Below are 16,997 nucleotides of genomic sequence, written 5' to 3' on the forward strand. Positions count from 1 at the left end.
ATGAAACCATTTTTAAAGACTCTGCCTTCTATTTAAAGAAAGAAGAACACTTAAAGATGGTGGAGCTATGCGGGATCGAACCGCAGACCTCCTGCGTGCAAGGCAGGCGCTCTCCCAGCTGAGCTATAGCCCCGTCAAGGTGTCGATACTGTATGCCAACTTCAAGGAAATTGGTGGGTCTGAGTGGACTTGAACCACCGACCTCTCGCTTATCAGGCGAACGCTCTAACCACCTGAGCTACAGACCCAGTATCGTCTCTAAAACGTATAAACCATCAATCTGTGTGAACACTCATCGCAATAATCATCGTATAAGGAGGTGATCCAGCGCCAGGTTCCCCTAGCGCTACCTTGTTACGACTTCACCCCAGTCATGAACCACAAAGTGGTGAGCGTCCCCCCGAAGGTTAAACTACCCACTTCTTTTGCAGCCCACTCCCATGGTGTGACGGGCGGTGTGTACAAGGCCCGGGAACGTATTCACCGTGGCATTCTGATCCACGATTACTAGCGATTCCGACTTCATGGAGTCGAGTTGCAGACTCCAATCCGGACTACGACGCACTTTTTGGGATTCGCTCACTCTCGCAAGTTGGCCGCCCTCTGTATGCGCCATTGTAGCACGTGTGTAGCCCTACTCGTAAGGGCCATGATGACTTGACGTCGTCCCCACCTTCCTCCGGTTTATCACCGGCAGTCTCCCTGGAGTTCCCACCCGAAGTGCTGGCAAACAAGGATAAGGGTTGCGCTCGTTGCGGGACTTAACCCAACATTTCACAACACGAGCTGACGACAGCCATGCAGCACCTGTCTCTCAGTTCCCGAAGGCACACTCGTATCTCTACAAGCTTCTGAGGATGTCAAGAGTAGGTAAGGTTCTTCGCGTTGCATCGAATTAAACCACATGCTCCACCGCTTGTGCGGGCCCCCGTCAATTCATTTGAGTTTTAATCTTGCGACCGTACTCCCCAGGCGGTCTACTTAACGCGTTAGCTCCGAAAGCCACGGCTCAAGGCCACAACCTCCAAGTAGACATCGTTTACGGCGTGGACTACCAGGGTATCTAATCCTGTTTGCTCCCCACGCTTTCGCATCTGAGTGTCAGTATCTGTCCAGGGGGCCGCCTTCGCCACCGGTATTCCTTCAGATCTCTACGCATTTCACCGCTACACCTGAAATTCTACCCCCCTCTACAGTACTCTAGTCTGCCAGTTTCAAATGCAATTCCGAGGTTGAGCCCCGGGCTTTCACATCTGACTTAACAAACCACCTGCATGCGCTTTACGCCCAGTAATTCCGATTAACGCTCGCACCCTCCGTATTACCGCGGCTGCTGGCACGGAGTTAGCCGGTGCTTCTTCTGCAGCTAACGTCAAATGATGCCGCTATTAACGACAACACCTTCCTCACTGCTGAAAGTACTTTACAACCCGAAGGCCTTCTTCATACACGCGGCATGGCTGCATCAGGCTTGCGCCCATTGTGCAATATTCCCCACTGCTGCCTCCCGTAGGAGTCTGGACCGTGTCTCAGTTCCAGTGTGGCTGATCATCCTCTCAGACCAGCTAGGGATCGTCGCCTTGGTGAGCCCTTACCTCACCAACTAGCTAATCCCACCTGGGCATATCCTGACGCGAGAGGCCCGAAGGTCCCCCTCTTTGAGCCGAAGCTATTATGCGGTATTAGCCATCGTTTCCAATGGTTATCCCCCACATCAGGGCAATTTCCCAGGCATTACTCACCCGTCCGCCGCTCGACGCCGTTATCGTTCCCCGAAGGTTCAGATAACTCGTTTCCGCTCGACTTGCATGTGTTAGGCCTGCCGCCAGCGTTCAATCTGAGCCATGATCAAACTCTTCAATTTAAGATTTTGTTCGGCTCAATGAATACTGAACATTACATAAAGTAATGTTTGAATTGACTGTGCTGAGTCTTGCGACTCGTTGGTCACTTCGTTTCATTGAAACCTAAATTGTTTCCGAAGAAACTATTTGGATTATCATCAACGAGTGCCCACACAGATTGATAGGTTTATATTGTTAAAGAGCTTTGCTTTCAGTGCCTTAGCACTTAAGCAGGACGCGTATAATACGCGATTGACTGTTGAAGTCAACATAAAACTCTAAACTTTTTTAGAACTTTATGGTGACTTGCTTAGTAAATAAGCAAAGTCGAAATTAAAGCCTGGCGATGTCCTACTCTCACATGGGGAAGCCCCACACTACCATCGGCGCTAATTCGTTTCACTTCTGAGTTCGGCATGGAATCAGGTGGGTCCAAATCGCTATGGTCGCCAAGCAAATTCTTTAATCTGGAAAGCTGTTTGTGCTCTCAAAACACAATCAAGTAATTCTTGTATCGAGTCCATCAAAACCCTTTGGGTGTTGTATGGTTAAGCCTCACGGGCAATTAGTACAGGTTAGCTCAACGCCTCACAACGCTTACACACCCTGCCTATCAACGTTCTAGTCTCGAACAACCCTTTAGGACTCTCAAGGAGTCAGGGAAGACTCATCTCAGGGCTCGCTTCCCGCTTAGATGCTTTCAGCGGTTATCGATTCCGAACTTAGCTACCGGGCAATGCGTCTGGCGACACAACCCGAACACCAGAGGTTCGTCCACTCCGGTCCTCTCGTACTAGGAGCAGCCCCCTTCAATCTTCCAACGCCCACGGCAGATAGGGACCGAACTGTCTCACGACGTTCTAAACCCAGCTCGCGTACCACTTTAAATGGCGAACAGCCATACCCTTGGGACCGACTTCAGCCCCAGGATGTGATGAGCCGACATCGAGGTGCCAAACACCGCCGTCGATATGAACTCTTGGGCGGTATCAGCCTGTTATCCCCGGAGTACCTTTTATCCGTTGAGCGATGGCCCTTCCATTCAGAACCACCGGATCACTATGACCTGCTTTCGCACCTGCTCGAATTGTCATTCTCGCAGTCAAGCGGGCTTATGCCATTGCACTAACCTCACGATGTCCAACCGTGATTAGCCCACCTTCGTGCTCCTCCGTTACTCTTTGGGAGGAGACCGCCCCAGTCAAACTACCCACCAGGCACTGTCCGCAACCCCGATGAGGGGTCAACGTTAGAACATCAACACTACAAGGGTGGTATTTCAAGGACGGCTCCACCGATACTGGCGTACCGGGTTCAAAGCCTCCCACCTATCCTACACATGTAGGGTCAATGTTCAGTGCCAAGCTGTAGTAAAGGTTCACGGGGTCTTTCCGTCTAGCCGCGGGTACACTGCATCTTCACAGCGATTTCAATTTCACTGAGTCTCGGGTGGAGACAGCGTGGCCATCATTACGCCATTCGTGCAGGTCGGAACTTACCCGACAAGGAATTTCGCTACCTTAGGACCGTTATAGTTACGGCCGCCGTTTACCGGGGCTTCGATCAAGAGCTTCGTGCAAGCACTAACCCCATCAATTAACCTTCCGGCACCGGGCAGGCGTCACACCGTATACGTCATCTTACGATTTTGCACAGTGCTGTGTTTTTAATAAACAGTTGCAGCCACCTGGTATCTGCGACTCTCAATAGCTCCATCCGCAAGGGACTTCACCGTCAAGAGCGTACCTTCTCCCGAAGTTACGGTACCATTTTGCCTAGTTCCTTCACCCGAGTTCTCTCAAGCGCCTTGGTATTCTCTACCCGACCACCTGTGTCGGTTTGGGGTACGATTCCTTACAATCTGAAGCTTAGAGGCTTTTCCTGGAAGCATGGCATCAATGACTTCACACCCGTAGGTGCTCGACGTCGTGTCTCAGCCTTAAAGAGAGCCGGATTTACCTAACTCTCAAGCCTACGCACTTGAACCTGGACAACCGTCGCCAGGCCCACCTAGCCTTCTCCGTCCCCCCATCGCAATTGTAAGAAGTACGGGAATATTAACCCGTTTCCCATCGACTACGCCTTTCGGCCTCGCCTTAGGGGTCGACTTACCCTGCCCCGATTAACGTTGGACAGGAACCCTTGGTCTTCCGGCGAGGAGGTTTTTCACCCCCTTTATCGTTACTCATGTCAGCATTCGCACTTCTGATACCTCCAGCATGCTTTACAACACACCTTCAACGGCTTACAGAACGCTCCCCTACCCAATGACTAAAAGTCATTGCCGCAGCTTCGGTTTATAGCTTAGCCCCGTTACATCTTCCGCGCAGGCCGACTCGACTAGTGAGCTATTACGCTTTCTTTAAATGATGGCTGCTTCTAAGCCAACATCCTAGCTGTCTAAGCCTTCCCACATCGTTTCCCACTTAGCTATAATTTGGGACCTTAGCTGGCGGTCTGGGTTGTTTCCCTCTCCACGACGGACGTTAGCACCCGCCGTGTGTCTCCCGGATAGTACTTACTGGTATTCGGAGTTTGCAAAGGGTTGGTAAGTCGGGATGACCCCCTAGCCTTAACAGTGCTCTACCCCCAGTAGTATTCATCCGAGGCTCTACCTAAATAGATTTCGGGGAGAACCAGCTATCTCCAGGTTTGATTGGCCTTTCACCCCTAGCCACAAGTCATCCGCTAATTTTTCAACATTAGTCGGTTCGGTCCTCCAGTTGATGTTACTCAACCTTCAACCTGCCCATGGCTAGATCACCTGGTTTCGGGTCTATATCCAGCAACTCGACGCCCAGTTAAGACTCGATTTCTCTACGGCTCCCCTAGATGGTTAACCTTGCTACTGAATATAAGTCGCTGACCCATTATACAAAAGGTACGCAGTCACACCACGAAGGTGCTCCTACTGCTTGTACGTACACGGTTTCAGGTTCTATTTCACTCCCCTCACAGGGGTTCTTTTCGCCTTTCCCTCACGGTACTGGTTCACTATCGGTCAGTCAGTAGTATTTAGCCTTGGAGGATGGTCCCCCCATATTCAGACAGGATATCACGTGTCCCGCCCTACTCGATTTCACTGAACACACATCGTCAACTACGGGACTATCACCCTGTATCGTCGGACTTTCCAGACCGTTCGTCTAACGTGTGTAAAGCTTAAGGGCTAGTCCAATTTCGCTCGCCGCTACTTTCGGAATCTCGGTTGATTTCTTTTCCTCGGGGTACTTAGATGTTTCAGTTCCCCCGGTTCGCCTCGTTATGCTATGTATTCACATAACGATACTTACTTATGTAAGTGGGTTTCCCCATTCGGAAATCCCAGACTCAAATGGTTTTTACTACCTAATCTGGGCTTATCGCAAGTTAATACGTCCTTCATCGCCTCTGACTGCCAAGGCATCCACCGTGTACGCTTAGTCACTTAACCATACAACCCCAAAGGGTCTTCTAGTCAACTAACCAAAGTTGTCTGCATTTTTATACATGTGCAGACACGATTTTGCCGGACTCAATTTTTCTTCTACCTTACTTTAGAAAAGTAAGACAAAAGCCAAGAACACTTGAATGTGTTGTATTGGTGTTTGTCATAAAGACAAACATTGAGAACTTTACAATCAACAATAATTTGTTGATTTGTCAGCTTTCCAAATTGTTAAAGAGCTAATCACTTCCTAAGAAGCAACCATTTTTAAAAGCACTATTAGAAATGCACTTAAAGATGGTATCCCGTAGGGGAGTCGAACCCCTGTTACCGCCGTGAAAGGGCGGTGTCCTAGGCCTCTAGACGAACGGGACACAGTAGGATGTAAAACTAGTGGTGGAGCTAATCGGGATCGAACCGATGACCTCTTCGCTGCCAGCGAAGCGCTCTCCCAGCTGAGCTATAGCCCCACATAAATTGCTTCAGCATTCTATGCAGAACCAATCCTTTGCTCTGAACTAAACCATGTCAATCTGTGTGAACACTCATCGCAATAATCATCGTATAAGGAGGTGATCCAGCGCCAGGTTCCCCTAGCGCTACCTTGTTACGACTTCACCCCAGTCATGAACCACAAAGTGGTGAGCGTCCCCCCGAAGGTTAAACTACCCACTTCTTTTGCAGCCCACTCCCATGGTGTGACGGGCGGTGTGTACAAGGCCCGGGAACGTATTCACCGTGGCATTCTGATCCACGATTACTAGCGATTCCGACTTCATGGAGTCGAGTTGCAGACTCCAATCCGGACTACGACGCACTTTTTGGGATTCGCTCACTCTCGCAAGTTGGCCGCCCTCTGTATGCGCCATTGTAGCACGTGTGTAGCCCTACTCGTAAGGGCCATGATGACTTGACGTCGTCCCCACCTTCCTCCGGTTTATCACCGGCAGTCTCCCTGGAGTTCCCACCCGAAGTGCTGGCAAACAAGGATAAGGGTTGCGCTCGTTGCGGGACTTAACCCAACATTTCACAACACGAGCTGACGACAGCCATGCAGCACCTGTCTCTCAGTTCCCGAAGGCACACTCGTATCTCTACAAGCTTCTGAGGATGTCAAGAGTAGGTAAGGTTCTTCGCGTTGCATCGAATTAAACCACATGCTCCACCGCTTGTGCGGGCCCCCGTCAATTCATTTGAGTTTTAATCTTGCGACCGTACTCCCCAGGCGGTCTACTTAACGCGTTAGCTCCGAAAGCCACGGCTCAAGGCCACAACCTCCAAGTAGACATCGTTTACGGCGTGGACTACCAGGGTATCTAATCCTGTTTGCTCCCCACGCTTTCGCATCTGAGTGTCAGTATCTGTCCAGGGGGCCGCCTTCGCCACCGGTATTCCTTCAGATCTCTACGCATTTCACCGCTACACCTGAAATTCTACCCCCCTCTACAGTACTCTAGTCTGCCAGTTTCAAATGCAATTCCGAGGTTGAGCCCCGGGCTTTCACATCTGACTTAACAAACCACCTGCATGCGCTTTACGCCCAGTAATTCCGATTAACGCTCGCACCCTCCGTATTACCGCGGCTGCTGGCACGGAGTTAGCCGGTGCTTCTTCTGCAGCTAACGTCAAATGATGCCGCTATTAACGACAACACCTTCCTCACTGCTGAAAGTACTTTACAACCCGAAGGCCTTCTTCATACACGCGGCATGGCTGCATCAGGCTTGCGCCCATTGTGCAATATTCCCCACTGCTGCCTCCCGTAGGAGTCTGGACCGTGTCTCAGTTCCAGTGTGGCTGATCATCCTCTCAGACCAGCTAGGGATCGTCGCCTTGGTGAGCCCTTACCTCACCAACTAGCTAATCCCACCTGGGCATATCCTGACGCGAGAGGCCCGAAGGTCCCCCTCTTTGAGCCGAAGCTATTATGCGGTATTAGCCATCGTTTCCAATGGTTATCCCCCACATCAGGGCAATTTCCCAGGCATTACTCACCCGTCCGCCGCTCGACGCCGTTATCGTTCCCCGAAGGTTCAGATAACTCGTTTCCGCTCGACTTGCATGTGTTAGGCCTGCCGCCAGCGTTCAATCTGAGCCATGATCAAACTCTTCAATTTAAGATTTTGTTCGGCTCAATGAATACTGAACATTACATAAAGTAATGTTTGAATTGACTGTGCTGAGTCTTGCGACTCGTTGGTCACTTCGTTTCATTGAAACCTAAATTGTTTCCGAAGAAACTATTTGGATTATCATCAACGAGTGCCCACACAGATTGATAGGTTTATATTGTTAAAGAGCTTTGCTTTCAGTGCCTTAGCACTTAAGCAGGACGCGTATAATACGCGATTGACTGTTGAAGTCAACATAAAACTCTAAACTTTTTTAGAACTTTATGGTGACTTGCTTAGTAAATAAGCAAAGTCGAAATTAAAGCCTGGCGATGTCCTACTCTCACATGGGGAAGCCCCACACTACCATCGGCGCTAATTCGTTTCACTTCTGAGTTCGGCATGGAATCAGGTGGGTCCAAATCGCTATGGTCGCCAAGCAAATTCTTTAATCTGGAAAGCTGTTTGTGCTCTCAAAACACAATCAAGTAATTCTTGTATCGAGTCCATCAAAACCCTTTGGGTGTTGTATGGTTAAGCCTCACGGGCAATTAGTACAGGTTAGCTCAACGCCTCACAACGCTTACACACCCTGCCTATCAACGTTCTAGTCTCGAACAACCCTTTAGGACTCTCAAGGAGTCAGGGAAGACTCATCTCAGGGCTCGCTTCCCGCTTAGATGCTTTCAGCGGTTATCGATTCCGAACTTAGCTACCGGGCAATGCGTCTGGCGACACAACCCGAACACCAGAGGTTCGTCCACTCCGGTCCTCTCGTACTAGGAGCAGCCCCCTTCAATCTTCCAACGCCCACGGCAGATAGGGACCGAACTGTCTCACGACGTTCTAAACCCAGCTCGCGTACCACTTTAAATGGCGAACAGCCATACCCTTGGGACCGACTTCAGCCCCAGGATGTGATGAGCCGACATCGAGGTGCCAAACACCGCCGTCGATATGAACTCTTGGGCGGTATCAGCCTGTTATCCCCGGAGTACCTTTTATCCGTTGAGCGATGGCCCTTCCATTCAGAACCACCGGATCACTATGACCTGCTTTCGCACCTGCTCGAATTGTCATTCTCGCAGTCAAGCGGGCTTATGCCATTGCACTAACCTCACGATGTCCAACCGTGATTAGCCCACCTTCGTGCTCCTCCGTTACTCTTTGGGAGGAGACCGCCCCAGTCAAACTACCCACCAGGCACTGTCCGCAACCCCGATGAGGGGTCAACGTTAGAACATCAACACTACAAGGGTGGTATTTCAAGGACGGCTCCACCGATACTGGCGTACCGGGTTCAAAGCCTCCCACCTATCCTACACATGTAGGGTCAATGTTCAGTGCCAAGCTGTAGTAAAGGTTCACGGGGTCTTTCCGTCTAGCCGCGGGTACACTGCATCTTCACAGCGATTTCAATTTCACTGAGTCTCGGGTGGAGACAGCGTGGCCATCATTACGCCATTCGTGCAGGTCGGAACTTACCCGACAAGGAATTTCGCTACCTTAGGACCGTTATAGTTACGGCCGCCGTTTACCGGGGCTTCGATCAAGAGCTTCGTGCAAGCACTAACCCCATCAATTAACCTTCCGGCACCGGGCAGGCGTCACACCGTATACGTCATCTTACGATTTTGCACAGTGCTGTGTTTTTAATAAACAGTTGCAGCCACCTGGTATCTGCGACTCTCAATAGCTCCATCCGCAAGGGACTTCACCGTCAAGAGCGTACCTTCTCCCGAAGTTACGGTACCATTTTGCCTAGTTCCTTCACCCGAGTTCTCTCAAGCGCCTTGGTATTCTCTACCCGACCACCTGTGTCGGTTTGGGGTACGATTCCTTACAATCTGAAGCTTAGAGGCTTTTCCTGGAAGCATGGCATCAATGACTTCACACCCGTAGGTGCTCGACGTCGTGTCTCAGCCTTAAAGAGAGCCGGATTTACCTAACTCTCAAGCCTACGCACTTGAACCTGGACAACCGTCGCCAGGCCCACCTAGCCTTCTCCGTCCCCCCATCGCAATTGTAAGAAGTACGGGAATATTAACCCGTTTCCCATCGACTACGCCTTTCGGCCTCGCCTTAGGGGTCGACTTACCCTGCCCCGATTAACGTTGGACAGGAACCCTTGGTCTTCCGGCGAGGAGGTTTTTCACCCCCTTTATCGTTACTCATGTCAGCATTCGCACTTCTGATACCTCCAGCATGCTTTACAACACACCTTCAACGGCTTACAGAACGCTCCCCTACCCAATGACTAAAAGTCATTGCCGCAGCTTCGGTTTATAGCTTAGCCCCGTTACATCTTCCGCGCAGGCCGACTCGACTAGTGAGCTATTACGCTTTCTTTAAATGATGGCTGCTTCTAAGCCAACATCCTAGCTGTCTAAGCCTTCCCACATCGTTTCCCACTTAGCTATAATTTGGGACCTTAGCTGGCGGTCTGGGTTGTTTCCCTCTCCACGACGGACGTTAGCACCCGCCGTGTGTCTCCCGGATAGTACTTACTGGTATTCGGAGTTTGCAAAGGGTTGGTAAGTCGGGATGACCCCCTAGCCTTAACAGTGCTCTACCCCCAGTAGTATTCATCCGAGGCTCTACCTAAATAGATTTCGGGGAGAACCAGCTATCTCCAGGTTTGATTGGCCTTTCACCCCTAGCCACAAGTCATCCGCTAATTTTTCAACATTAGTCGGTTCGGTCCTCCAGTTGATGTTACTCAACCTTCAACCTGCCCATGGCTAGATCACCTGGTTTCGGGTCTATATCCAGCAACTCGACGCCCAGTTAAGACTCGATTTCTCTACGGCTCCCCTAGATGGTTAACCTTGCTACTGAATATAAGTCGCTGACCCATTATACAAAAGGTACGCAGTCACACCACGAAGGTGCTCCTACTGCTTGTACGTACACGGTTTCAGGTTCTATTTCACTCCCCTCACAGGGGTTCTTTTCGCCTTTCCCTCACGGTACTGGTTCACTATCGGTCAGTCAGTAGTATTTAGCCTTGGAGGATGGTCCCCCCATATTCAGACAGGATATCACGTGTCCCGCCCTACTCGATTTCACTGAACACACATCGTCAACTACGGGACTATCACCCTGTATCGTCGGACTTTCCAGACCGTTCGTCTAACGTGTGTAAAGCTTAAGGGCTAGTCCAATTTCGCTCGCCGCTACTTTCGGAATCTCGGTTGATTTCTTTTCCTCGGGGTACTTAGATGTTTCAGTTCCCCCGGTTCGCCTCGTTATGCTATGTATTCACATAACGATACTTACTTATGTAAGTGGGTTTCCCCATTCGGAAATCCCAGACTCAAATGGTTTTTACTACCTAATCTGGGCTTATCGCAAGTTAATACGTCCTTCATCGCCTCTGACTGCCAAGGCATCCACCGTGTACGCTTAGTCACTTAACCATACAACCCCAAAGGGTCTTCTAGTCAACTAACCAAAGTTGTCTGCATTTTTATACATGTGCAGACACGATTTTGCCGGACTCAAATTCCAAGAACACTTGAATGTGTTGTATTGGTGTTTGTCTATAAAGACAAACATTGAGAACTTTACAAACAATTTCCTATCTATTTAAAGACAAGGATTGTTTTGTCAGCTTTCCAAATTGTTAAAGAGCAATAATAGCTCGAAGCTTACGCTTCAAAACCATCAATCTGTGTGAACACTCATCGCAATAATCATCGTATAAGGAGGTGATCCAGCGCCAGGTTCCCCTAGCGCTACCTTGTTACGACTTCACCCCAGTCATGAACCACAAAGTGGTGAGCGTCCCCCCGAAGGTTAAACTACCCACTTCTTTTGCAGCCCACTCCCATGGTGTGACGGGCGGTGTGTACAAGGCCCGGGAACGTATTCACCGTGGCATTCTGATCCACGATTACTAGCGATTCCGACTTCATGGAGTCGAGTTGCAGACTCCAATCCGGACTACGACGCACTTTTTGGGATTCGCTCACTCTCGCAAGTTGGCTGCCCTCTGTATGCGCCATTGTAGCACGTGTGTAGCCCTACTCGTAAGGGCCATGATGACTTGACGTCGTCCCCACCTTCCTCCGGTTTATCACCGGCAGTCTCCCTGGAGTTCCCACCCGAAGTGCTGGCAAACAAGGATAAGGGTTGCGCTCGTTGCGGGACTTAACCCAACATTTCACAACACGAGCTGACGACAGCCATGCAGCACCTGTCTCTCAGTTCCCGAAGGCACACTCGTATCTCTACAAGCTTCTGAGGATGTCAAGAGTAGGTAAGGTTCTTCGCGTTGCATCGAATTAAACCACATGCTCCACCGCTTGTGCGGGCCCCCGTCAATTCATTTGAGTTTTAATCTTGCGACCGTACTCCCCAGGCGGTCTACTTAACGCGTTAGCTCCGAAAGCCACGGCTCAAGGCCACAACCTCCAAGTAGACATCGTTTACGGCGTGGACTACCAGGGTATCTAATCCTGTTTGCTCCCCACGCTTTCGCATCTGAGTGTCAGTATCTGTCCAGGGGGCCGCCTTCGCCACCGGTATTCCTTCAGATCTCTACGCATTTCACCGCTACACCTGAAATTCTACCCCCCTCTACAGTACTCTAGTCTGCCAGTTTCAAATGCAATTCCGAGGTTGAGCCCCGGGCTTTCACATCTGACTTAACAAACCACCTGCATGCGCTTTACGCCCAGTAATTCCGATTAACGCTCGCACCCTCCGTATTACCGCGGCTGCTGGCACGGAGTTAGCCGGTGCTTCTTCTGCAGCTAACGTCAAATGATGCCGCTATTAACGACAACACCTTCCTCACTACTGAAAGTACTTTACAACCCGAAGGCCTTCTTCATACACGCGGCATGGCTGCATCAGGCTTGCGCCCATTGTGCAATATTCCCCACTGCTGCCTCCCGTAGGAGTCTGGACCGTGTCTCAGTTCCAGTGTGGCTGATCATCCTCTCAGACCAGCTAGGGATCGTCGCCTTGGTGAGCCCTTACCTCACCAACTAGCTAATCCCACCTGGGCATATCCTGACGCGAGAGGCCCGAAGGTCCCCCTCTTTGAGCCGAAGCTATTATGCGGTATTAGCCATCGTTTCCAATGGTTATCCCCCACATCAGGGCAATTTCCCAGGCATTACTCACCCGTCCGCCGCTCGACGCCGTTATCGTTCCCCGAAGGTTCAGATAACTCGTTTCCGCTCGACTTGCATGTGTTAGGCCTGCCGCCAGCGTTCAATCTGAGCCATGATCAAACTCTTCAATTTAAGATTTTGTTCGGCTCAATGAATACTGAACATTACATAAAGTAATGTTTGAATTGACTGTGCTGAATCCGAAGATTCAATGGTCACTTCGTTTCATTGAAACCTAAATTGTTTCCGAAGAAACTATTTGGATTATCATCAACGAGTGCCCACACAGATTGATAGGTTTATATTTTTAAAGAGCTTTTTCTAACAACCTCTTGGCTTAACACCGTGTTGCTAGGGGTGCGTATCTTACGCTTCCCGATTTGAGAGTCAAGCGTTATTTCAAACTTTCTTTTCTCTCTTACCGAGCGGTTTGTGACTTTCGTCTCACTCCATGTCGGTGAGGCGGCATTATAGGGAGGTCTGAACGGATGACAAGTGTTTTTTTGAAATTAATTTTTATTTGCTCAAAAAGAAATCAAAACGGTTGAAATAGAATAAAATTTCAACATTTGAGTCATGTCACATCAATGCGTTGGAAAAACGACAACCATATACGTAATATCTCTGTGTCTATTTTGTTAACAGTAGATACCGTTTTTTTAGTAAACCAACAGTTGTATTCCAATATGAATTCAAACAAATCGACCTTAATGATTGTCGCCGTCGCAATCATAGGTGCAATCCTCTTTTCGCAGGTCGCGTTATCACCTGCTATTAGTTTTGTGATTGGTGTTTTTGCTTGCGCTTTTGTTATCAAATTTTCGAACACCACTCCAATCGACGAGCCACATAACGACCCATCCACTAACACGCTCTACGTGGGCAACCTGCCATATAAAGCAAACGAGTCTAACGTTAAGGAATTATTTTCTAAACATGGTGAGGTGTTCGCGGTCCGATTAATGAAAGATAAACGAACAGGTAAAAGACGAGGTTTTGGTTTCGTCGTGATGGCTGCAGCCGATGCACCGAAAGCGATTGAAGCGTTAAATGAAAATGAATACATGCAACGCACACTGAAAGTGCGCATTGCTAACGACCCTAAATCTTCAGCGGATAATGCTGAACAGAGCTAAACTGTAATTGGTTTAGTGCTCGATTCAATGCTCCCTCTTCCCAAGGGGGAGCGGTTGAAAAAATACTCCTTTCTCCACACTTCTCTTGTTTATTCACACCAAGAAGCGCTTCTACTCTTCTGGCAATAGCTTCACCTGAGTCCACCAGCAACACTGACTGCCCAAGCACACTCTGAATCTCCTCTTTAATAAGAGGGAAATGAGTACACCCTAATACTGCTACATCAATATGATGACGAAGCGGTTCTAATATATTAGTGAGTTCATCCAAGCAGATAGCTTTGCCACGTAGTTTCTCTTCTGCCATATCAACCAGCCGTGTCGAGCCAAGCATTTCTACTGGCTTACTTTGAGAGAAACTACGGATAAGATCGTGAGTATATTCTCTTGTCACTGTCGCAGGGGTTGCGATTAAGCCGACGGCCTTATTCGCCATATTGGAAGCTGGCTTTATGGCCGGTACCACGCCAACGACAGGAATAGTTAATTGAGAGCGAAGCGTAGGAAGGACGATCGTACTTGCGGTATTACAAGCGATAACCACCAGATCAATGTCTTTTTCTTCAACGAGACGGCCAATAAGCTTTTCGACTCTCGCAATCAAAGTATCATGGGCTAACTCACCATAAGGGTACGCTTCATTATCGAAGATATAGGTATAGTTAAGATGCGGAAGCTTATTGGCAATTTCTTGGAAAACCGACAGTCCGCCTACACCAGAGTCAAAGATAAGGATATTTGAATGATTCGACACTTGAGTTACCCACGATAAGAGATGTGGCAATCATACTCAGTTCGGCGTTTTTGGCAATCTCTTGGCCGTATAACGTTGATATGAGAAGCGTCCATCACTATCTATATGCGTAGGTGTTACCTCGATACAACCTTGATAACTTCGAGTCTGCGTCACTAAGGTATGTAATTCTCCATTTTCACCACAAGGATCGACGTTATCAGGAAGTGCTGTTAGAAACTCTTGGCTATACCACTGACCGCAAAACTGCTGACTCAGAGCGTTACCATCAGTGGTAACAACAAGGGTCTGTATTCCTCGCTGAAGAATTTCTTGCGCCAGTTTTTCACTCTCCTCCCCCATTAAGGGGAATAAACACTGCCAGCCAGCAGGTTCGATATAGCTACGGCGATAATCAGCAATGCCATTGCAGAACATGTCACCAAACGCAACAGCATCTATTTCGATCCCACTCGCCTTCAAGCTTTCAACAATTCGTGCTTGGTATACTTCATTGGGAGGAAAGGTTTCTGGTAGTTCAACTTTAATCAAAGGTAATTGCAGTAATTGGGCCTGCATATCCAACACATGAAGAGGCGTTGCTTGGAAAGGCACTTCATCTTTCACATAGGTAGTATAGAGGGCGACCACATTAAACTCTGGGTTATCTCGAAGCCTCTCCAGTACTAAGGTCGAATCTTTTCCGCTCGACCAACTGATGATGACGTTGTTTTTCATACTGTTTATCTATCGGTAAGAAAAAACCGCCCGAAGGCGGTTTTAAGTACTTAGAATTGGTAAGTTAGGTTAGCAAAGTAGCGACGCTCTGGTGCGTTGTAACTTAACGTTGTTTGATACTTCTCATTGGTTAAGTTGTCGACACGTGCTCGAACAACGAGATCTTGAGATACCCAATACCCAACAGAGGCATCCCACAAACTCACAGATGGCAGCTCATTTTTCGGGTCGCTCACTTCTTTAGGATTGCCCAACCGCTCTCCTGTATAGGTATAAGTCAGATTAAAATCGAAGTCTTCGTAAGATGCATCCAGTAACCATTTGTAGTTTTCATCCGCACGCTTAGCGAGCTTATTACCACCTGAATCTTGGTGGTCTTTGAACTCGGCAACAAGCGTATGGTGAATAAAGCCCGTATTGAATGTTCCGCTAATTTCAAGGCCACGTAATTCTGCGTCCACATTCTCTGGGTACCACCAAGGAGAACCTTCGTACCATATGATAAGGTTATCGACATCATTGTCGTAAGCGGTAACATCCAAAGTGAACAACTCAAACTCGCCCGTGTATCCGATTTCACGACTGAGCGCTTCTTCTGGTTTCAGATCTGAGTTGTTGGTTAAGTCGGAGTAGCTCGGCGCTTTAAAGGAAGTGCCTAGTGCGGCTCTTAAAGAATGAGCTTGCGTCAGGTGATAGCGTGTTCCTAGCGACCAAGTAACATGGTTATCGTAAGTATCGTGCTTATCATTTCGAACACTACCCGTAAGTTGTAAGTCTCCAAACTGAACATCAGTAGAAAGATACACGCCCGTTGTATTACGAGACTCTCCCGCTAATTTATCTGGGTTTCCATAACTTAGCGCATCATCATCCAACTTTTCTCTGCGCCAATCGGCACCGGCGCCAACCGTAAAGTTTTCAGAAACCGTATATTGATTAAGAAATTGCAGGTTCGTCAGAGAAATCTTCTTCTCAGTACCGGCATTATCTTTACCTTGAGTCTGAGAGTAGTTTAGGTTTTCAATAGCTTGTTGGTTGGCTCGAAACGTCGAGCTGAGTTTGTCACCGTGATATTGAACATCCGCAGTAATACTCAAGTTTTCTGAATAACCGTAGTTTTTACCGCCTGAATCATATTCAGTTAAACTGTCATACCAACGAACCGATGCAGAGCCTGAGAACTGCTCGTTGAATGCCTGAGAATAGGAAGCAAACAAGTTTTGGCTTTCATACCCATAATCTAAGCCCGTTGCTGGATCTTTAATATCAAAGCCATCGGTCTCCTCAAAACCACCAGCGAGTTTTAAAATGCCGCCGTTAGCAAATGCGCGCGTCGTCGAGAAATTCGCTTCTTTTTGAGCATCGCTTCCTGCGCCCAAAGAGACAACTGTGCCTTCATTTGATTCACTTGAAGAGGTAATGACGTTAATCACACCAGCGATTGCATCAGACCCATAAAGGGCTCCACCAGGGCCTTTGATGACTTCTACACGCTCGATAATGCCAACAGGGATATGGTTAAAACTAATCCCACCAGCCGCAGAATTGATGCGTACGCCGTCAACCAAGAACAAAACTTGATTGCTATTAAAGCCACGAACAAATACAGAGGCAGAATGACCACGGCCGCCACTTTGAGAAACTTCAACGCCTGGTACTCGCTTTAATACGTCAACCAGAGACTTAGCTTGAATCGCTTCAATTTCTTGCTTTGAAACAATCGTCGTTGAAGTGATGACTTCACTAAGAGGCTGCTCAAAACGATTCGCTGTGATCACCATTGTCTCATCAACAGAAACATCTTGGGCAATGGAATAGGTAGAGGGAAGCAGCGATGCCATAGCCATCGCTAAAATAGATCGGTTCATTATTCTGTCCTAAATCG

General features: G+C 48.6%; 4 protein-coding genes, 4 tRNA genes and 7 rRNA genes. 1 reads left to right on the forward strand and 14 read right to left on the reverse strand.

Annotation, left to right across the window (positions count from 1 at the left end; translation table 11 throughout):
• Positions 1–57 precede the first annotated feature (57 nt).
• The 11 genes from U9J37_RS10410 to U9J37_RS10460 all read right to left on the reverse strand — a co-directional run bounded on the left by U9J37_RS10410 (position 58) and on the right by U9J37_RS10460 (position 12,637).
• Positions 58–133 (reverse strand) — tRNA-Ala (locus tag U9J37_RS10410).
• A 38-nt stretch (positions 134–171) separates the two neighbouring features.
• A tRNA-Ile gene (locus U9J37_RS10415) sits at positions 172–248 on the reverse strand.
• A gap of 64 nt (positions 249–312) precedes the next feature.
• Positions 313–1,864, reverse strand: a 16S ribosomal RNA gene (locus U9J37_RS10420).
• 318 nt (positions 1,865–2,182) lie between these two features.
• Positions 2,183–2,298 (reverse strand): 5S ribosomal RNA (rrf, locus tag U9J37_RS10425).
• A gap of 90 nt (positions 2,299–2,388) precedes the next feature.
• A 23S ribosomal RNA gene (locus U9J37_RS10430) occupies positions 2,389–5,277 on the reverse strand.
• A gap of 292 nt (positions 5,278–5,569) precedes the next feature.
• Positions 5,570–5,645 (reverse strand) — tRNA-Glu (locus tag U9J37_RS10435).
• Positions 5,646–5,665: 20 nt separating this feature from the next.
• A tRNA-Ala gene (locus tag U9J37_RS10440) sits at positions 5,666–5,741 on the reverse strand.
• A gap of 95 nt (positions 5,742–5,836) precedes the next feature.
• Positions 5,837–7,388 (reverse strand): 16S ribosomal RNA (locus U9J37_RS10445).
• 318 nt (positions 7,389–7,706) lie between these two features.
• Positions 7,707–7,822, reverse strand: a 5S ribosomal RNA gene (rrf, locus tag U9J37_RS10450).
• A gap of 90 nt (positions 7,823–7,912) precedes the next feature.
• Positions 7,913–10,801 (reverse strand): 23S ribosomal RNA (locus U9J37_RS10455).
• A gap of 284 nt (positions 10,802–11,085) precedes the next feature.
• A 16S ribosomal RNA gene (locus tag U9J37_RS10460) occupies positions 11,086–12,637 on the reverse strand.
• Together the 16S, 23S and 5S rRNA genes with 4 tRNA genes alongside form the textbook arrangement of a ribosomal RNA operon.
• Positions 12,638–13,191: 554 nt before the next feature.
• Here U9J37_RS10460 and U9J37_RS10465 point away from each other — a divergent pair.
• Positions 13,192–13,641: an RNA recognition motif domain-containing protein gene (locus U9J37_RS10465; protein WP_038193553.1), complete on the forward strand. Its 450-nt coding sequence runs from the start codon at positions 13,192–13,194 to the stop codon at positions 13,639–13,641.
• On the opposite strand, the gene murI is transcribed toward U9J37_RS10465, so the two are convergent.
• From murI to U9J37_RS10480, 3 genes are read right to left on the reverse strand one after another with little or no spacing between them, the layout of a single operon-like run.
• Positions 13,607–14,395, reverse strand: a complete 789-nt coding sequence (murI, locus tag U9J37_RS10470) for a glutamate racemase (RefSeq protein ID WP_039474614.1) — start codon at positions 14,393–14,395, stop codon at positions 13,607–13,609. The genes U9J37_RS10465 and murI overlap by 35 nt on opposite strands.
• Positions 14,396–14,431: 36 nt before the next feature.
• Positions 14,432–15,112 carry a Dph6-related ATP pyrophosphatase gene (locus U9J37_RS10475; protein ID WP_322413811.1) on the reverse strand — a complete coding sequence of 227 codons (681 nt, stop codon included), beginning with the start codon at positions 15,110–15,112 and terminating at the stop codon, positions 14,432–14,434.
• A 50-nt stretch (positions 15,113–15,162) separates the two neighbouring features.
• Complete coding sequence (locus U9J37_RS10480; protein ID WP_322413812.1) at positions 15,163–16,980, reverse strand: TonB-dependent receptor domain-containing protein; 1,818 nt, start codon at positions 16,978–16,980, stop codon at positions 15,163–15,165.
• Positions 16,981–16,997 lie beyond the last annotated feature (17 nt).

Source organism: Vibrio sp. 16, from assembly GCF_963681195.1.
Lineage (GTDB): Bacteria > Pseudomonadota > Gammaproteobacteria > Enterobacterales > Vibrionaceae > Vibrio > Vibrio sinaloensis_D.

Excerpts from the sequence above, each read along its gene's own strand:
- U9J37_RS10465 (WP_038193553.1), top strand. The coding sequence starts at position 13,192 with ATGAATTCAAACAAATCGACCTTAATGATTGTCGCCGTCGCAATCATA.
- U9J37_RS10475 (WP_322413811.1), bottom strand. The coding sequence starts at position 15,112 with ATGAAAAACAACGTCATCATCAGTTGGTCGAGCGGAAAAGATTCGACC.
- U9J37_RS10480 (WP_322413812.1), bottom strand. The coding sequence starts at position 16,980 with ATGAACCGATCTATTTTAGCGATGGCTATGGCATCGCTGCTTCCCTCT.